The sequence below is a fragment of the Leptolyngbya sp. PL-A3 genome (genome assembly GCF_039962325.1).
Lineage (GTDB): Bacteria > Cyanobacteriota > Cyanobacteriia > Elainellales > Elainellaceae > Vacuolonema.
In genome coordinates, this window is the sequence record NZ_JAMPLB010000002.1 from 197,228 (window position 1) to 212,773 (window position 15,546).

The window sequence follows — 15,546 nt, forward strand, 5'->3', positions numbered from 1 at the left end:
ATCAGCTTCCCCTATCAAGCTCCATGCTTTATTTCTTATTTGCCTGGGCCATTTTAGCAACGGTAAGTCTAGCCATTGGTTCCCGTTTAACTTACCAATTGGGACTGTCGTATGTATCTACTAAGGCGGCATATAATCCACGCCAACTTCCAGGCATACGGCATGAACAGTCCAAAACAGCAGTTCTAAACCCCATCGTTCTGCGCCCTAAACCAGACTTTGGATCTCACCTACTCAAATTAGAAACTCTACTGGCTCTGTGGTTGGGAATTGTTTGTCTGGCAGTCTCGCTATTAGCTGTAAGCCTAATACTTCCCCTGTCACCCTGGATCGGGGGTTTGGTGGCGATGGGATGGATCACCTGGAGTGCAAGCCACCCCGATGTTCGACGGGAGCTGGTGCGGTTGAGGTATGAAGTGCTATCAAGGCAGGGGCTTGAAGTTGGGGCGATCGCCCTGGTAGCAGCAGGTGTCACCACAGGCCCCGTTACCTGGGGAGACACCGGGCTGTATCACTTTGGCAGCATTCGCTGGCTAGCTGACTATGGCACAGTGATGGGCGTTGGGTTAATTCATGACCGCTTTAGTTTTGCCTCATCCTGGTTCGCCCTGGCAGCCCCTCTAAACCCGGCATTTTTGGGCTCCCATGTCACAGCCGTAACGAATGGGTTTATGTTGTGCCTGGCCATGGTTCATTGGTGGGCCACAGTCACACACCTTCGTACTAAAAAGCCTTGTCTGGCAGACTGGTTCAGCCTCAGCGCTTTAACTTGTCTTCTGGCACTGTGGGTTGGCTCTAGTCTCCTCTCAGATTTGTTCGTTTCTCCCTCGCCCGACATCCCTGTCATGCTGCTTTCGCTCCTGTCGGGTTGGCTGCTCTTGCAACTGGGAGAATATCATCTGGTAGACCGTGTAGATGGGATCCTGGTGTCTCTCCTCATCCTTGGGGCGGGCGCTGTCACCATTAAATTGAGTGGGTTACCGTTACTGGCGGTCGCTGTTTTTGCCTACCTGTTCCATTACCGTCGCCGCTACTGGGCGTTACTGAAAGGCGTGGGATTGGTGGTTGCATTTCTCACACCGACAGCCTTATATGGATACATGACCTCGGGTTGTGCGTTTTACCCAGCCTCGTTGCTGTGTGTAGACGTACCCTGGGGAATTCCGTCTGACGCAGCGGCAGCAGCACTGGCCCAAATCCAGGGCTGGTTTAAATGGTTTGGGACGCCACCTGAGGGAAAGCCCTGGCTGCTCTGGGTCATGATGCAGTGGTTTTCTTTGAGCACCATGAACAAGGTCATGGCCGGATTAGCGGTGATGCTGCTGGTTACCGTTCTATTGCTGATTCGCCGCTGGACAAGGACACCGCCTAGCCTTCATGCTCAAGCTAAGATTTGGATGATTGCCCTGGCTATACTGGGTAGTCTTTTCACCTTTGCCACAGCTCCCCTAATTCGATTTGGACTGGGCTATCTGCTGCTAATTCCAGCCCTTCTCATGGCCTGGATAGCCCATCGAGGTTTGGGCCTGTGGTTAGAGCGAAACCCAGGCTGGAAGCGAGTTGGGAAGTCTCTTTCATTCGGGCAACTGCATCGCAAACGATGGTTGTCGGTGGGAGCGATCGCCCTGCTGGTGGCGATCGGTTTGGTCAAAGGAACCAACCACTTTCTCCTGCCACCTTCACTTCCTAGACCTGCATTAGTGGCAGCTCAAAGTGGGGATGTCTCCTATGTTTACCCAGTACGGTTTGGGGCGGATGTCTGTTGGGGAGCCCCTAATCCCTGTGCTTTGGGGCCATTAGACTGGGAGGTGCGCCTGCGTAATCCACAGCGAGGCATTGCCGGAGGGATAGAACGGGCTCCGGTACATTAGCCTCAACTGGGCTAACGACATTTTCGAAGGTAGCGCACAGCGCTACCTTCGAAAATGTCGATTCGTAATGTCGATTCGTTTGGTACAGGATCTGAGTATGAGTATTGATTGATGCTTCATGCAATTCCGGATGCTAGTTGAGTGTGGATATCGGCACTGGCACTTAGCATTTTATGAATGGGGCATTTGTCGGCAATCACCAAAAGCCGTTGGCGTTGTTCGTCCGTTAAATTGCCTTCGATATGCAAAGTGGCTTGAATTTGAGGGCGATCGCGCCCCTTTCCTTCCAAAGCATTCCCCCCGCTGGCTTCGGTTAGTTCGACATGAACGTGATTAAGAGACCAGCCTTTTCGTTCAGCATACATTTTGAGGGTAATCGCTTTACAAGAACCCAGGCTAGCTAACAGCAGCTCTGTGGGTTTGGGGCCACTGTCATCGCCTCCTACAGCAACAGGCTCATCAACAATCAGGCGAAACTGACGAATATGAATATCCTGGGTATAACGGGCACTGGTTGACGAAACAGTCACGGGCTTCATAGACAATTTCCTGAGTTTCTGCCACGGTAACAGAAGAGGCCAGTAACGGGAGAGTTCCTCTGGCATCTATTCATTCAGCTGCTTACCCCTTTGTGAGTTGACACCCAGGAGCACGGTTTTGTTTTCTGAGGGTTTTTCTGAACGGCGATGTTAGCCCGAACGCAACCGATCATTCTCAGCAACAGAAAAACAGTTAGGGACGTTAACAGGTTGTGGCAACGGAAGCATCTCCCGAAAGAGAGGGATGCATGGTCTTGCTTGAATCGCTCAAGATTACCAAATCTTGAGTAAACACCTTGTATCTTGCAATTAATCCTGGCTGTATTTTTTCCTAGGGCAAAGAAACAGGGATTTGGGGCTGATCGCGCGAATTACAGGCGTGAAACTCATGCTTGGGATAGTGAGTTTACTTCTATAAACCGAGTATAAGAGAGAAAGCGGCAAGAGAAGTTTTCGGCTTAGTGGGTTATGTATAACATCGCGATTGTTGATGACAATGAATCATGGTGCTATGTTCTGGCACTGCGCCTACAGCAACAAGGCTATGCGGTTTCCACCTTTACCAATGGCTATAAATTTCTTCAGCATGCAAGTCTGTTTGACTTGGTCTTGGTAGACTTTTCGATTCCAACACCGGCCTATCAGATCGCAATGGATGGGCCCGAAATTATTTGTAAGGCCAAGCAGATTCTTGAAAAGCCGCCTCTACTCGTTTTAATTTCTGGCTACTTCACCAAAGATCTGTTAAGTCACGCGGCCCATTCCTGCCCTGAGGCAGATAGCATTATTAGCAAACAAACAGATATTTCGGAAATTATTTCAGAAGTTGAGCGTTTGCTGCGTCATAGACCAACACGAAATCAAAACCGTCAGCTCTCCAAACAAGCATCTGAAGTAGAATCCTTCAAATCTCAATCATTCTCTACATCTCAAATGCAGGGAAGTTGATAAGTATCGCTTCAAGTACCCGTGGAAATGTTGAGTATTGTTGAGGCAAGCCACTTTTAACAGCTGTCACCAACGCTAATTCGGCATTTCCAGAATTGGCTTAAAGAGAAAATACTCATTTTCTTTTTTAATACTCCGAAGTTCCTCTAAAAGACAGATAGCGCTTCCCAAGAATCTCAGCCATAACAGATTAAAAAGCCACCTAATATTGCTGATTCATCTCCCTTGATATGTCAACAACTCTTGACCAAACTCTTTTTACTGTATACCTAAGTAAAGACGGTATTGAGCTGCGCCCTGGCTGTGATGATTATCCAAATCGGCAAGCTCTTCATACCTCAAAATCTTACGAAGCGGCTGAACAATTTGCACAGATTGCTGCTTCTAACCGAAATCTTCCTGTTAGCATCTGGTAGGTTATACAGTCTAAAGGCTCATCTAGAAAGGTTAATTTTTTGTGTGCTCGCATACAAGAAATTAACCTTTTTAATGGCCTCTCAAATAGCCTCTAAGAGGGTATTTGCAGAGTAATTCCTAAACACTATCTTTCTGATCCCAGCTCTATAAATTTGGGATTTGAGAAACAATTATGATATTTTTTGCGTCAAAAAGGGTATCCTCTGGACAGAGTTGAGCTTGAAAACTCCAGAGAACCAAGGATAGGAAAAGAGAGATGATGGTCACTCGAGAAAACCCAAATCAATTGGTTATTTCGGTAGAAGAGCTCGCAAACCACTATTCTTTCCAGCTAAAGCAGGTAGGGGTTGCTGATTCAAATGCATTGGATCTTGCTTCTTTAATGGTCCAATCAACGAAGCAATTAACTGAATCTGAGCAGGCGCGCCGAGATGATGCAATCAACCTCCTTGAACAGCAAAAAGTTGCGGCTCCCATTTCCATGCGGAAGCGAAGATATCGTAAGCGGCGCGCTCGTCCATCCCGCCCCGTTGTCGAGACAACTTATCAAACGCCGGAGTTGAACGGTTTATATGGTATGCGGCATCTCTATAAGGCGATGTAGGGTGCGCTTTAAAGCTTGCTAGAAGGGCTGTTTTTTGTGCAAAGTGTACGAGAAACAACCTTTAAAACAGTTCCCTGTTTCCGTTACAAAGCCTGTCCCCTTTTTGTCGTCGCTGAGTGCGAGCAAAAGAGAACATACTTTCCCCATCAAGAACGTGGCCGTTCTCGTGCTGAGCGAGAATTTTGTTGGGCAGGTAAAAATACAATAAGAATTACTGAAATATAGCAATCTCTCTTGACAACATCGCATCAGTTGAGAGGATAGCGGTGTATGCACGCCGGAGAGATAACGCATGAAAACGAGTGCTGCACCCTCCTATGCATTGAGCCAGGATCTGCGCGCAGCGGTCACAGATCTCGAACAGGTCAATCCCTGGGTAGGCCTGTGGCGCTTTGTGAGCATTGGAACACTTTTTTTGAGTTTTGTGGTTCTGGCCTGGTCAAGCTCTACGCTCGTAGGATTTATAGGGTTTAGCGCGATCGCCGGGCTGCTCTACGCCTTCTGGCTCGTCTGTACCCATGACACAACTCATCAGACCTTAACGGGCTGGCGTTGGTTTGACACCTGGATGCCACGTCTGGTGGCTTACCCCATGTTGTGGCCCTATGGCACCTATGCTCGGCTCCATCGGTTGCATCATGCCTGGAATGGGATTGATTTGCGGGATCCCGAACGGGTTCAGTGGACAGTTGCCGAATACCGGCAGGCCCAACCCTGGCAGCAATGGTATGTGCGGCACCAGTGGAGCATGGATCTCTTTGTCCTGGGGGGACTGGGGCTCATTGCTAAAACTGTCTACCAGGGACTCAGGCTGCGGAGGCAGGTGCCAGATCTGGGGCGATCGCTACTCCTGGATGGAGTAGGAATACTGGCTATGCAGAGTGGGTTTGCGATCGTCGCCATCTTGCAAGGTCGCTTTATTGATTACCTGCTGTTCTGGCTGGTACTTGAACGCATTATCGGAGCCGTCCAACAGGCTCGGGATCATTTGGAACATTACGCCCTCTGGAAAACCGAGAAGAACCATCAAATGACCCAACTCTATGCCTGCCGTAACCTCACAACCTCCAGTTTTGTTAACTGGTTGATGGGTGGCTTGCCTGATCATGCGATACACCACGCATTTCCTGGCATTCCTTTCAATCACTTGCCCGAAGCGTTCCGCCGAACCCAAGCTGTGCTGGAGCGCCACCAACGGCCCCTCCTGGTGCGCGATCGGGGATATCTGCGCGAGACACTACACTTCAGTTCCCAAATTCAATTGATATAGACGGCCATGTTTTAGGAGGTTTCTGCATAAAAATTTACCCAGAATGTTGGTGCTTTGCCCGCTTCGCGGGCAAAGCACCAACATTCTGGGGGTAATTTCATTACTGGAAATCTCCTTAGTTTAAAGAAGCTTGTAATTGGGTTGTTAAAGGTTCATCCGGCACAATAATTCGCCCATGGGCTGTCTGGTTAGGTAACGCAGTCTGGCCGTTCTGGGGCCAAAGTAACCAGCGGCTACCCGTTGGGAGATTGCTGAGGCGATCGCTTTTCTGCGTCATCCAGATAATTGGCACTCCCGGAAGCAAAGGGCTACGAGGATTTTGCCCTGGCATTACAGCGGCTAAAGTTTCTAATACGGGGCGATCGCCTCGCACGACTCCACTCTCGGCTGTCCAGATGCTAACCGGCAACTTCTGTCGCAACCCATAGAAGTAGAGGGAAGCCGCCGCAATGACTGCTTGCTCAAAGGCTTCAGCATCCCAGGCGATCGCACTATCCAGCCCCAAGACCACTTCTTGTCCACCCGTAAATAGCTCCAGTTCCCGCACCCGAAGCTCTCCATAACGCGCACTGGTGCGCCAGTGAATGAGCCGGGTTGAGTCACCCCAACGGTAAGGCCGTAACGTGCGGGTAACACCCTCTGATGCTCCCTGAGCCTGAATAGGGCTTTGAACCGTCGCGCTGGCTTCGCGGCCCAACTCATCTACAAGGGGGCAACGGCTCAGCGGTAGTACGGTTGGGTACACCACTACAGAAGCCCGAACCTGTTCCTGTCGTCGGCTCCAGAACAATCCCAGGGGAGCCGCCGTCCGCAACACCACTCCCTGCCAGTGATACAGACCACGCTGCTGCGCGACGTGAGATTGTCGCCAGTGGTAAGCTCCCCGAGCCGGGATGCGTTCAATGGCGGCTTCATGGGTTCCTCCCAACCCTCGAGGCCGCAAATCCTGCACCTGAAGCAAAAGTTGGGGACGGGGGCGGGGATTGTGAATTTCCAATTCTAGGGTGAGGGTATCGCCGACACTGATGGGGTCGTTGGGAATGCGGGTGATGTGGAGCGATCGCAGCGATCGCCCCGGCTGGGTCACTCCAACAGTCAGCAGGGCCAGCATGACTCCGCTAATCGCATAGAGCCAGCCAGCCATGGTATTGGTTGCGGCCACAAAGAAGAAAATTGCCAGACTTAGCATGACCCATCCACTGTAGGCGGGTGCAACCCAACGGTACTCAAGCCAGGTTTGAAAGCGAACAAAAAAAGCTGGCATAGGGTTCAGACTTCGGGATGAGGTATAGCTTCATTCAAGCAAGGCGGGCACCCATTCGCCCAGGACAAGGTAGAGGAGAATTTGCGATCGACTCATACGAAGTCTGAGCCCTATGCCTTTGGGAGGCAAGCTATAATTTGGGCTGATGCCATCACATAAACTCTTTGTTATTTTTATGGACAACCCTCTCGTTCATGCATTTTTTATTGGTCGTGCCCTGGCAGAATCTATCGCCCAGCAGGCTGAATCTACACTGAGCGATGTCCTCAGCGATCTGGGCAAATTTGATGCAGAACAACGGGAGCGGCTGCGGCAGTTTACAGAGCAGGTGCTTGAAAAAGCCCGGCAAGATGAAGAAGCTGCTATGCAAGGACGACCTGCCTCTACTGCAACATCTACTTCTTCCGGTGGAGCCTCATCCGATTTGCAGACCATGATCGATGAACTTCGGGCTGAGATTGCCGAGTTACGCACTGAGTTGCAGCGCTACCGTAACCGCACCCTTTAAACTGGAAATCACGGTCATTTTATGACCATAGGGCGAATCAAGTTACTCGTTCTCATTTACATCCTCCGGATTGTAGTTGACGTTCGTTTCATCTCCTTGTTTGTTGTTGAGTAGTGCTGAGCAAAGAACTGCGTGTCTGCCCTATCTGATCCCCATAATTCCAGCAGCCACCCTGATTCCGGTGAAGACCTGCCGCTGACTGACCCTCAAGCGGAAGCGCCGGTTTTGGATGCGGTTGTGCTAGAGGCGACGTCTGATCCCTCTTATCTCGACCCTACCAAGGCTACGCGTATGTACGCTGGTGGTAAAGGCAAGTCTTACCGATGGAGCCGGGAACGCTACTCCAAGAAGCGGCGTTTTGTTGACATCTGGTCATTTGCGCTCAAGCTTCTAGCGGCTCAATGGTCCTACGGCAAAGCCTGGACTTATTCGGGTGGTATGACGGATGAGGCAAAAGCCCGTCGCCGCCGTCGAATGGCTATCTGGATTCGGGAAACATTCCTTGATTTGGGGCCGACCTTCATCAAACTGGGTCAACTCTTCTCCACTCGGGCTGACCTGTTTCCTGCTGAGTATGTTGAGGAGCTGTCGAAGCTGCAAGATAAGGTTCCGGCCTTTGCCTATGAGCAAGCGGAGCAAATCATTCAGCAAGACTTAAACAAAACAATCCCGGAGCTCTACCGCAGCTTCGACCCGATCCCGCTAGCCGCCGCAAGTCTGGGTCAGGTTCACCGGGCGCAATTGCATTCGGGTGAAGAAGTTGTCGTAAAAGTCCAACGTCCTGGTCTGCGGAAGCTATTTGAAATTGACCTGGAGATCCTCAAGGGGATTGCCCGCTACTTCCAGAACCATCCAGACTGGGGCCGAGGACGCGATTGGATGGGTATCTATGGCGAATGTTGTCGCATCCTTTGGGAAGAAATTGAGTATCTCAATGAAGGGCGCAACGCAGATACCTTCCGGCGCAATTTCCGTAATGAATCGTGGGTGAAGGTGCCTCGGGTTTACTGGCGCTACAGTTCGCCCCGAGTGCTGACCCTGGAGTACATGCCTGGCATCAAAATTAGTCACTACGATGCTATTGAAGCGGCTGGGTTAGACCGCAAGACTCTGGCTCAGTTGGGAGCACGAGCTTACCTCCAGCAATTGCTCAATGACGGCTTCTTCCATGCTGATCCTCACCCCGGTAACATTGCTGTAAGTCCAGATGGTGCGCTCATCTTTTACGACTTTGGCATGATGGGGCGGGTGCAGGCCGTGACGCGAGAGCGTCTGCTCAACACCTTCTTTGGTATTGCTCAGAAAAATGCTGATCAGGTAGTAACCTCGCTGGTGGAATTAGGAGCTTTGGCAGAAGTCGAGGATATGGGGCCAGTGCGTCGCTCCATTCAATACATGCTCGACCACTTCATGGATAAGCCTTTTGAGGCGCAGTCTGTCGCTCAGATTAGCGACGACCTGTACGACATTGCCTACGACCAGCCCTTCCGCTTCCCGGCTACCTTCACCTTTGTGATGCGGGCTTTCTCAACCCTGGAAGGCGTTGGCAAAGGACTTGACCCAGAATTTAACTTTATGGAGGTCGCAAAGCCTTTTGCGATGCAAATTATGACCAATGGCAGCCATTCGGATGGTGGGTTACTGGAAGAACTCGGCCGACATGCCGCCCAGGTTAGTAGCTCGGCCCTAAGTTTGCCTCGGCGCATTGAAGACACTATTGAGAAGCTGGAGCGGGGTGATCTGCGAGTGCGAGTGCGCTCTCAGGAGACCGATCGCATTCTCCGTCGGGTAAGCAATGTCAACATGGGGACGAATTACGTCCTCCTGATGGGCACCTTTACTATATCGGCGGTAGTGTTGTTGGTAAACGGATTTGCCTGGTTGGCGGGTATCGCGATAGTGCCGGGGGCGATCGCTGCGTTTGCCTTTATCCGACTGCTGCAACGGATAGATCGGCTTGATCGTATGCTTTAAAGACCAATGCTTTAAAGATTTGCATTAAATTGAATAAAATCCTGTTGCTGCGATTACGCTTACCGTTGTGACTATTATGTATCCTTGTCCGAGACGAACTGCCCTATGAAGTGCCTTTTCTCGGGTCTCACTGATCCGGGACTCCTCCGTACCGTTAATCAGGACGCTTTTTACATAGACCCATCGGGTCGATTTTTCATCGTGGCAGATGGCATGGGAGGCCATGCCGGCGGCCAGGAAGCCAGCCGAATTGCGACGGAAGCCATTCAGCAACATCTGGATGAAAAATGGTTCTCGCCCGATGATTCGCGTCGCCTGTTGGAGATGGCATTCATGCGGGCTAACCGAGCCATTCTCAGTGACCAATCCCGCCATCCTGAACGGTCGGATATGGGAACGACTGCTGTGGTGGTTATCTTTCGGCAAGGGCAGACCTGGTGCGCCCATGTGGGCGATTCCCGCCTTTATCGGCTGCGAGGTGCCCAACTGGATCAGATCACCGAGGATCACACCTGGGTCGCCCGCGCCATGAAGATGGGCGAGCTTTCCTCAGACCAGGCCCGTGTCCATCCCTGGCGGCATATTCTGTCGAAGTGTTTGGGGCGGGAAGACCTGCGTCATGTCGATGTCGCCATGGTGGAGGCCAGACCGAGCGATCGCCTTCTCCTATGCAGCGATGGCCTCACCGAAGAACTCTCTGACCACCTCATTGCATTTCACCTTAAGTCCATCCGCTCCTGCGAGAAGCTGGTTAGCGCTCTGGTTAACGCCGCTAAGGATAAGGGCGGGCGAGACAACATCACGGTTGTGGTGATCACTATTGAGTCTGTCAGTGCTTCTGAAGAAATGACAGCCTTGCAAGCTGAGTAAGGGGTTGTTCAAACTCATCCTATAAAGTGTGGTGTAGAGGTCACGTAACGCCCTCTACACCACATTCCACCTAGTTTTAGGGGTAGTTAGCCACTTTAGCCAAATAACGTGCTGTAGCTCTCCCATGGCCCTTAGCGGGCTAGTGAGGATATAGCCCTCACTAGCCCGCTAAGGGCCATCGTGAAGGCATTGCTTCCAACTTCCCCACTCAAGGAAGTTTTAGTGTGGAGAAGAGCTTAATTTTTATACTTCGTCCTATCTCAAATTTATATTACACACCTGCTGAGAAGCCATTTACGCTTATACCTACCCTCAGCCATAGACCCCACGATGGGCGGTGAGCGGCGATCACCCATCAAAGCCAATTCAATTCTTCAAGTCTTCAAAGTATTTGTAAACTTTTCTAACGATCAAGATAATCCCTCAATGCCGCTTGAATCCTTGATGGAATGGGGCAGGAATAAGCTTTTATACCTATTTGATCCCAGCTGATGGGCTGGGTGAATGTTCGAGGCGAACGGTTTTACAGTTTTTAACTTGATATACCCTTAGCATCCTGATCAAGTACCCAATTCGGGTGATGGTAACTTTGTCAAATCATTGTTAGAGTTTTTAACATCTGGGTGAGATTGGATGACAGAAATGGGCATCCTAAAAGCAATCTCATCAAGAGGCTACCCCGGTAGGCAGCATGGCGGTCTGTCATTCTCTCCAACCCCGGTGACTCTAATGGGTTTGACTACCACCCCCTGATTCCACAAGGAGAACTACTATGGACGACACCATTCAATTGACTCTAGAACAGCAGTTCAGCCTGCGTTCCTTCGAAACTCAGGTTGCACGCATGAGCCACGAACAGGCTCAGGATTTCCTGATTAAGCTCTATGAACAAATGATGATGCGGGAAACCATGTATCGCCACTTCCTAAAGCATCAATGGGGAATTGATTCTAGCCCCAATCTGTAATGAAGGTGTCGCAGCGGCGACCTCCCTCTCTTGCTCGGTTCCATCGGGAAATAAGCAGGGGATGCTGGGGCGTCACTCGATTCCAACTCTAAGGCTTCAATTCCGATCAGGCATTTCTCATTTGTTTGCTGATCGTGCTCTCTTGTTAAGTTGAATCTCTCTGTGCTTTCTTTTCAAGTGTTTCCCGCCAGGGTATAAGATTCGCTGCCAATCATTACTCACTATTTGTCATTGCAGGCCAAACGGACTTCCGTCGCTTTAATGCAATGCCTTTTATCAGGTTTTAAGACGATGAATAGGCTTTCGGTGTGGGTATCGTAGACCCCAACGAAACATGTTTTGCTATTGCGAACTATGCGCACAGCGCAAGGCTTGTTTTGCAATGCGTTTCATCGGATTTTCAGGCGGGTAACAGAACCTCGTACAGACCTTGTATAGGATGCTGCATATTCTGAACAGGGAAACTGTGCGCAAAAGCTGCTTTTTATAAAAACTGTCCAGAAGGATGGAACACCAAGCCCATTGGGGTGATAGGGTTGGGAACATGTAACCATTCTGGGTGACAGCCTCCTATGTTTCAGAGCGCTTTGATTTGCACTGATTTCACCGATGGCCTGCATCGTTTTGTGCGCTTTGTGCCAAGTTTGGCGGCTAGTGGTCTGAAAAAAATTGTCTTTCTACATACGGCTCCTCTAGCTGATGGTGCTGTGCCTCGCCCCAACGAGGAGAAGGAGAAGCAGGCGCGCGATCGCCTCTCCCCGGCTCTGCAGAACATCCCCTCGGGTCTGGAGGTGAAGGTTGATGTTCGTTCAGGTAATCCTCCCGAACACATTCTGAATGCGATTCGTACCCACAATCCAGAACTCCTGATCTTAGGTACGGCAGGCCGTAGTCTACTCAACGAAAAACTCTTTGGCAGCACGACTATTAACCTGTGTCAGCGCGTAGCAATACCTTGCATGATTCTGCGCCCACAGCTCATCTCAACTTACACCGAGGAGGAACTGGACCTACGCTGTCGCCATCTATTCCGCTACTTCCTGCTACCTTACGACAATAGCGAGTCTGCACAGTACACCCTGCAACGGATTCGCGAGAAAACATCGGGTAAACAAACAGCTTTAGAATGCTGCCTATTAGCCTGGATTGTTGATGAAGTGAGCCGTAACGCCGATTTGCGGAAAAATGCCATTAACAATGCTGAAAAGGTCTTGGCGTCGGTAAAGACGAGCCTGGACCCTGGCTTAAGGGTAGAAACCGAAGTGTGTCTCGGTAATGCTGTGACTGAAATTTTGGATTTAGCAGTCGAGCGCGATATAACAGCGATCGTCAGCGGTTCCCGGAATGTGGGCAAGCTGATTGAGCTGTCAGTTCCTAGCTTGACGGGAGAACTCCTACGGAAAAGCTGGCATCCCATCATTTACTTCCCCATCCGGTGAAGCTTGGATTGGAATTGCTTTTGACGGCTTGCAGAGCCAGCAGAGTCTCTGCGACTTCTGTCGCGACTGTACGATGCCGTCAACCCGAAAGATCGGGGGAGTGGCTGTCGTAAAGGGATTCTAATTTCATCAGAATCTTGGGTTTTAAGTCCTCTAGGGCTTGCTTCAGTTGCAGCTTGGCGGGAGTAAAGGTGTGGGTTTGAGGAGCCATCTGAGCCATCGTGACCCAATTATTAAGCAATTGGCACTGGGCTGAGTCGATGGTAGACGTAAGCACATTTGCACAATTCTGCGGTGCTTCTTTTGCAAAAAAAAGAATCCGATAGTTGCCAGCATCCCCCAGGAGGCGAGCCATTTTTTGACCAAAGTTGCTTTTGAGGTCTAAGTAACTGGGGAGCCAACGAGGGCCATGCTGAGGTGTGTAGAGAACGGTCAGCCACAACAGCGTTGGATGAGGCTGAGGAGCAAATAGAAACTGGTTATAGCGGGTACAGACACGACGGCGATCGATTTCGTCCTGGGGAAACATGACCCATAGAGCGGGCAAGGGTTCCTCGCTGGTGGGGATGGGCTGAGGGAATGTGATGTCCCCTAAAGGCTTATCCTTCGGCCAAGACGTCAGCCGGCAAACCTCATCAGGTGATAGCACCTTGGAAGAGGATGGTTTTTCGGCAATGGGTACCTTGGATAAAACGGCTTCAATCCGCTTGCCGATCTCACGACCACTCCCAAACCGTTGTTCCAGAGGTTCGAGGGCGTGAATGATTTCGACTGCATTTTGAGGGCGATCGCTCGGTTTTTTCGCCAGGCAGCTCATGATCAGGTTTTCCAGCGCCTTCGGTACCCGAGCGTTGGAATTTGCCTCTGTAAAGGCACGGGGGGGGTGTTGATGGTGTGCCCGATACCAGCTACCAAAGGTGTGTGTATCGGCGTTGATAGGCATCCTGCCCGTCAACATCTGATACATCATCACGCCCATGCTGTAGATGTCAGAGCGGCTATCTAGCTCCTGGCCTTCCATCTGCTCCGGGGAGGAATAGGCCAGGGTGCCCATAAAGCAATTGGTCTGATTGGAATCCGCCTGCAGAGTTTTAGCGATACCAAAGTCCAATACTTTCGTGAGTTCCCCTAAGCTGTCATCCTGTGTAACTAGAATGTTGCTGGGTTTAATGTCACGGTGCACGATAGGACAGAGCTTGCCATCAATTGGGATACCCTGGTGAGCCGTTTGTAACCCCAGGCAAATTTGTCGGCTAATGCTAAGGAACCGGGGCAACCGCAGGGGCTGCTGCATAATAATTTCGCTCAGGCTGCGGCCTTTCAGGTACTCCATGACATAGAACGGAATACCATCTTCATCAATGCCGTAGTCGGAGACGCGAATAATGTGGATGCTGCGTTGGCCGAGAAGCGCGCAGGTTGTAGCTTCTCGCTCAAAGCGATCGCGCATCTTCTGGTTCAACATGGTTTGGGAAAGGAACTTTACGGCTACAGGCACGCCTCCAAGGAGCGTATCCCGAGCTGAATAAACCCGCCCCATGGAACCCTGACCTAGCAGCTCCACCAGTTGATATCGGTTATTTAAGATGCGGCCAAGGTTTGGGTCTGCCATCCCCATAGGTATTACTCCAGCGGCACAGGCTCAGAGAACGTGAGAAAACTCAGTCTCCTGGCTGTCAACTTACATAATGTGTTGTGAATGAAACACTGAGATCTGAACACACAAAAGCCGGGACTTATTTCGTTATCCCAATGTGGTAGTTGGACTAACTTGTTGACTTACTACCCCTTTTCGTCAGATGACCATACAAATGACGACAAAAAACCAAAGGAAACCCATAGAAGGTGCCAGAGTTCCTGTGGATTACTGCCGAAAGTCATAAAGTTATCTTAATCACGAATCCGCTTTCCTGCCCACCTCGTATTTCATAGGCAATCGCGCGCAGGAGTTGTCATCCCTGGAACACAAAGTCTAATGTCAACATTCCCGAATTCTGAGGGAGAGCACCAAAGTAGGGAAGATTTTTTCAGGCGAGGGGTGCGCGAGTATCGCTTGCACCCCTTGTCTCTCACTGCCCTAAATACGCCTCTAACACTTGGCTATTGCGTTGAATGTCTGTAGGCGTCCCGTGAGCTAAATTGCGGCCTTCTGCCATCACCCAGATGCGATCGCAAAGGCTCATAATCATATCCATATTGTGTTCGATGATCAGGAAGGTCATGCCTTGCTGATTCCAGGCGCGAATATGATCAGAGATCTGGTTAATCAGCGTGGGGTTAACCCCGGCGGCGGGCTCATCGAGCAGGATGAGCTTGGGGCGCGTCATGAGTGCGCGAGCCAGTTCCAGCAGCTTGCGCTGGCCGCCAGAAAGAGAGCCAGCATAGTCGTGCGCTTTCGCGGCCAAACCCACGGATTCGAGTAGTTCCCAGGCGCGATCGCGCTGTTGCTTCTCCTCCTGGGCAATTTGACCGGGGCGTAACCATACATTCCACAGAATTTCGCCCGTTTGTTTTTGTGTGGCTAGCAGCATATTGTCGAGCACTGACAGTCGCGAGAGCACTCGGGCGACCTGGAACGTTCGCACGAGCCCCTGTCGTGCTACCTCATAGGATGGCAGGGTGTGAACGGGTGCTCCGTCAAAAATCACAGCACCAGAATCGGGGCGTAGGGAATTGGCGAGCAGGTTGAAGAGTGTCGTCTTTCCGGCTCCATTGGGACCAATCAGCCCGGTAATGCTGCCTGGCTGTACAGCGAGGTTCACTCGATCTACCGCTCGTACTCCACCAAAGCTTTTGGATAGTTCCTGCGCATTTAACAGGGGTGGGGCGGTAATGGCCTGTGAAGGTAATGGGGCATTTGCCCCTGTCTCGGTAA

The 15,546-nt window shown here is 50.9% G+C and carries 13 protein-coding genes; 9 read left to right on the forward strand and 4 right to left on the reverse strand.

Going from position 1 to position 15,546, the window contains the following annotated elements:
• Nucleotides 1-23: 23 nt before the first annotated feature.
• Nucleotides 24-1,871 carry a hypothetical protein gene (locus NDI52_RS02580; RefSeq protein ID WP_190772419.1) on the forward strand — a complete coding sequence of 616 codons (1,848 nt, stop codon included), beginning with the start codon at nucleotides 24-26 and terminating at the stop codon, nucleotides 1,869-1,871.
• Nucleotides 1,872-1,987: 116 nt separating this feature from the next.
• Here the strand turns inward: NDI52_RS02580 and NDI52_RS02585 are convergent, their stop codons facing one another.
• On the reverse strand, nucleotides 1,988-2,410 hold the full coding sequence (locus NDI52_RS02585; RefSeq protein ID WP_190772420.1) for an OsmC family protein: 423 nt from the start codon (nucleotides 2,408-2,410) through the stop codon (nucleotides 1,988-1,990).
• Between the two features lie 468 nt (nucleotides 2,411-2,878).
• On the opposite strand from NDI52_RS02585, the gene NDI52_RS02590 reads away from it, so the two are divergent.
• The 3 genes from NDI52_RS02590 to NDI52_RS02600 all read left to right on the forward strand — a co-directional run bounded on the left by NDI52_RS02590 (nucleotide 2,879) and on the right by NDI52_RS02600 (nucleotide 5,649).
• Nucleotides 2,879-3,358, forward strand: coding sequence for a response regulator (locus tag NDI52_RS02590; protein ID WP_190772421.1), 480 nt, complete (start codon nucleotides 2,879-2,881; stop codon nucleotides 3,356-3,358).
• Nucleotides 3,359-4,031: 673 nt separating this feature from the next.
• Nucleotides 4,032-4,379 (forward strand): hypothetical protein, encoded by a 348-nt coding sequence (locus NDI52_RS02595; RefSeq protein WP_190772422.1) that lies wholly within the window; start codon nucleotides 4,032-4,034, stop codon nucleotides 4,377-4,379.
• Between the two features lie 292 nt (nucleotides 4,380-4,671).
• The gene (locus tag NDI52_RS02600; RefSeq protein WP_190772423.1) at nucleotides 4,672-5,649 is read left to right on the forward strand and encodes a fatty acid desaturase; all 978 of its coding nucleotides are present in this window, start codon (nucleotides 4,672-4,674) and stop codon (nucleotides 5,647-5,649) included.
• Between the two features lie 115 nt (nucleotides 5,650-5,764).
• On the opposite strand, the gene NDI52_RS02605 is transcribed toward NDI52_RS02600, so the two are convergent.
• The gene (locus NDI52_RS02605) at nucleotides 5,765-6,913 is read right to left on the reverse strand and encodes a DUF58 domain-containing protein (protein WP_190775222.1); all 1,149 of its coding nucleotides are present in this window, start codon (nucleotides 6,911-6,913) and stop codon (nucleotides 5,765-5,767) included.
• A gap of 175 nt (nucleotides 6,914-7,088) precedes the next feature.
• Between NDI52_RS02605 and NDI52_RS02610 the strand changes: the two genes are divergently transcribed.
• From NDI52_RS02610 to NDI52_RS02630, 5 genes are all read left to right on the forward strand, one after another.
• The gene (locus NDI52_RS02610) at nucleotides 7,089-7,421 is read left to right on the forward strand and encodes a DUF6825 family protein (protein ID WP_190775221.1); all 333 of its coding nucleotides are present in this window, start codon (nucleotides 7,089-7,091) and stop codon (nucleotides 7,419-7,421) included.
• 291 nt (nucleotides 7,422-7,712) lie between these two features.
• Nucleotides 7,713-9,395 (forward strand): AarF/ABC1/UbiB kinase family protein, encoded by a 1,683-nt coding sequence (locus tag NDI52_RS02615; protein ID WP_190775248.1) that lies wholly within the window; start codon nucleotides 7,713-7,715, stop codon nucleotides 9,393-9,395.
• Nucleotides 9,396-9,500: 105 nt separating this feature from the next.
• A complete protein-coding gene (locus tag NDI52_RS02620; RefSeq protein WP_190775220.1) occupies nucleotides 9,501-10,265 on the forward strand; it encodes a protein phosphatase 2C domain-containing protein in 765 nt (254 codons plus the stop codon).
• A gap of 772 nt (nucleotides 10,266-11,037) precedes the next feature.
• Nucleotides 11,038-11,232, forward strand: a complete 195-nt coding sequence (locus tag NDI52_RS02625; RefSeq protein WP_190775219.1) for an NblA/ycf18 family protein — start codon at nucleotides 11,038-11,040, stop codon at nucleotides 11,230-11,232.
• Between the two features lie 572 nt (nucleotides 11,233-11,804).
• Complete coding sequence (locus NDI52_RS02630; protein ID WP_190775218.1) at nucleotides 11,805-12,671, forward strand: universal stress protein; 867 nt, start codon at nucleotides 11,805-11,807, stop codon at nucleotides 12,669-12,671.
• 79 nt (nucleotides 12,672-12,750) lie between these two features.
• Here NDI52_RS02630 and NDI52_RS02635 read toward each other — a convergent pair whose 3' ends face one another.
• A complete protein-coding gene (locus tag NDI52_RS02635; protein ID WP_190775217.1) occupies nucleotides 12,751-14,283 on the reverse strand; it encodes a serine/threonine-protein kinase in 1,533 nt (510 codons plus the stop codon).
• Between the two features lie 457 nt (nucleotides 14,284-14,740).
• The gene (locus NDI52_RS02640) at nucleotides 14,741-15,505 is read right to left on the reverse strand and encodes an ATP-binding cassette domain-containing protein (RefSeq protein WP_190775247.1); all 765 of its coding nucleotides are present in this window, start codon (nucleotides 15,503-15,505) and stop codon (nucleotides 14,741-14,743) included.
• Nucleotides 15,506-15,546: the final 41 nt, after the last annotated feature.

Excerpts from the sequence above, each read along its gene's own strand:
- NDI52_RS02580 (WP_190772419.1), top strand. The coding sequence starts at position 24 with ATGCTTTATTTCTTATTTGCCTGGGCCATTTTAGCAACGGTAAGTCTA.
- NDI52_RS02585 (WP_190772420.1), bottom strand. The coding sequence starts at position 2,410 with ATGAAGCCCGTGACTGTTTCGTCAACCAGTGCCCGTTATACCCAGGAT.
- NDI52_RS02590 (WP_190772421.1), top strand. The coding sequence starts at position 2,879 with ATGTATAACATCGCGATTGTTGATGACAATGAATCATGGTGCTATGTT.
- NDI52_RS02595 (WP_190772422.1), top strand. The coding sequence starts at position 4,032 with ATGATGGTCACTCGAGAAAACCCAAATCAATTGGTTATTTCGGTAGAA.
- NDI52_RS02600 (WP_190772423.1), top strand. The coding sequence starts at position 4,672 with ATGAAAACGAGTGCTGCACCCTCCTATGCATTGAGCCAGGATCTGCGC.
- NDI52_RS02605 (WP_190775222.1), bottom strand. The coding sequence starts at position 6,913 with ATGCCAGCTTTTTTTGTTCGCTTTCAAACCTGGCTTGAGTACCGTTGG.
- NDI52_RS02610 (WP_190775221.1), top strand. The coding sequence starts at position 7,089 with ATGGACAACCCTCTCGTTCATGCATTTTTTATTGGTCGTGCCCTGGCA.
- NDI52_RS02615 (WP_190775248.1), top strand. The coding sequence starts at position 7,713 with ATGTACGCTGGTGGTAAAGGCAAGTCTTACCGATGGAGCCGGGAACGC.
- NDI52_RS02620 (WP_190775220.1), top strand. The coding sequence starts at position 9,501 with ATGAAGTGCCTTTTCTCGGGTCTCACTGATCCGGGACTCCTCCGTACC.
- NDI52_RS02625 (WP_190775219.1), top strand. The coding sequence starts at position 11,038 with ATGGACGACACCATTCAATTGACTCTAGAACAGCAGTTCAGCCTGCGT.
- NDI52_RS02630 (WP_190775218.1), top strand. The coding sequence starts at position 11,805 with ATGTTTCAGAGCGCTTTGATTTGCACTGATTTCACCGATGGCCTGCAT.
- NDI52_RS02635 (WP_190775217.1), bottom strand. The coding sequence starts at position 14,283 with ATGGCAGACCCAAACCTTGGCCGCATCTTAAATAACCGATATCAACTG.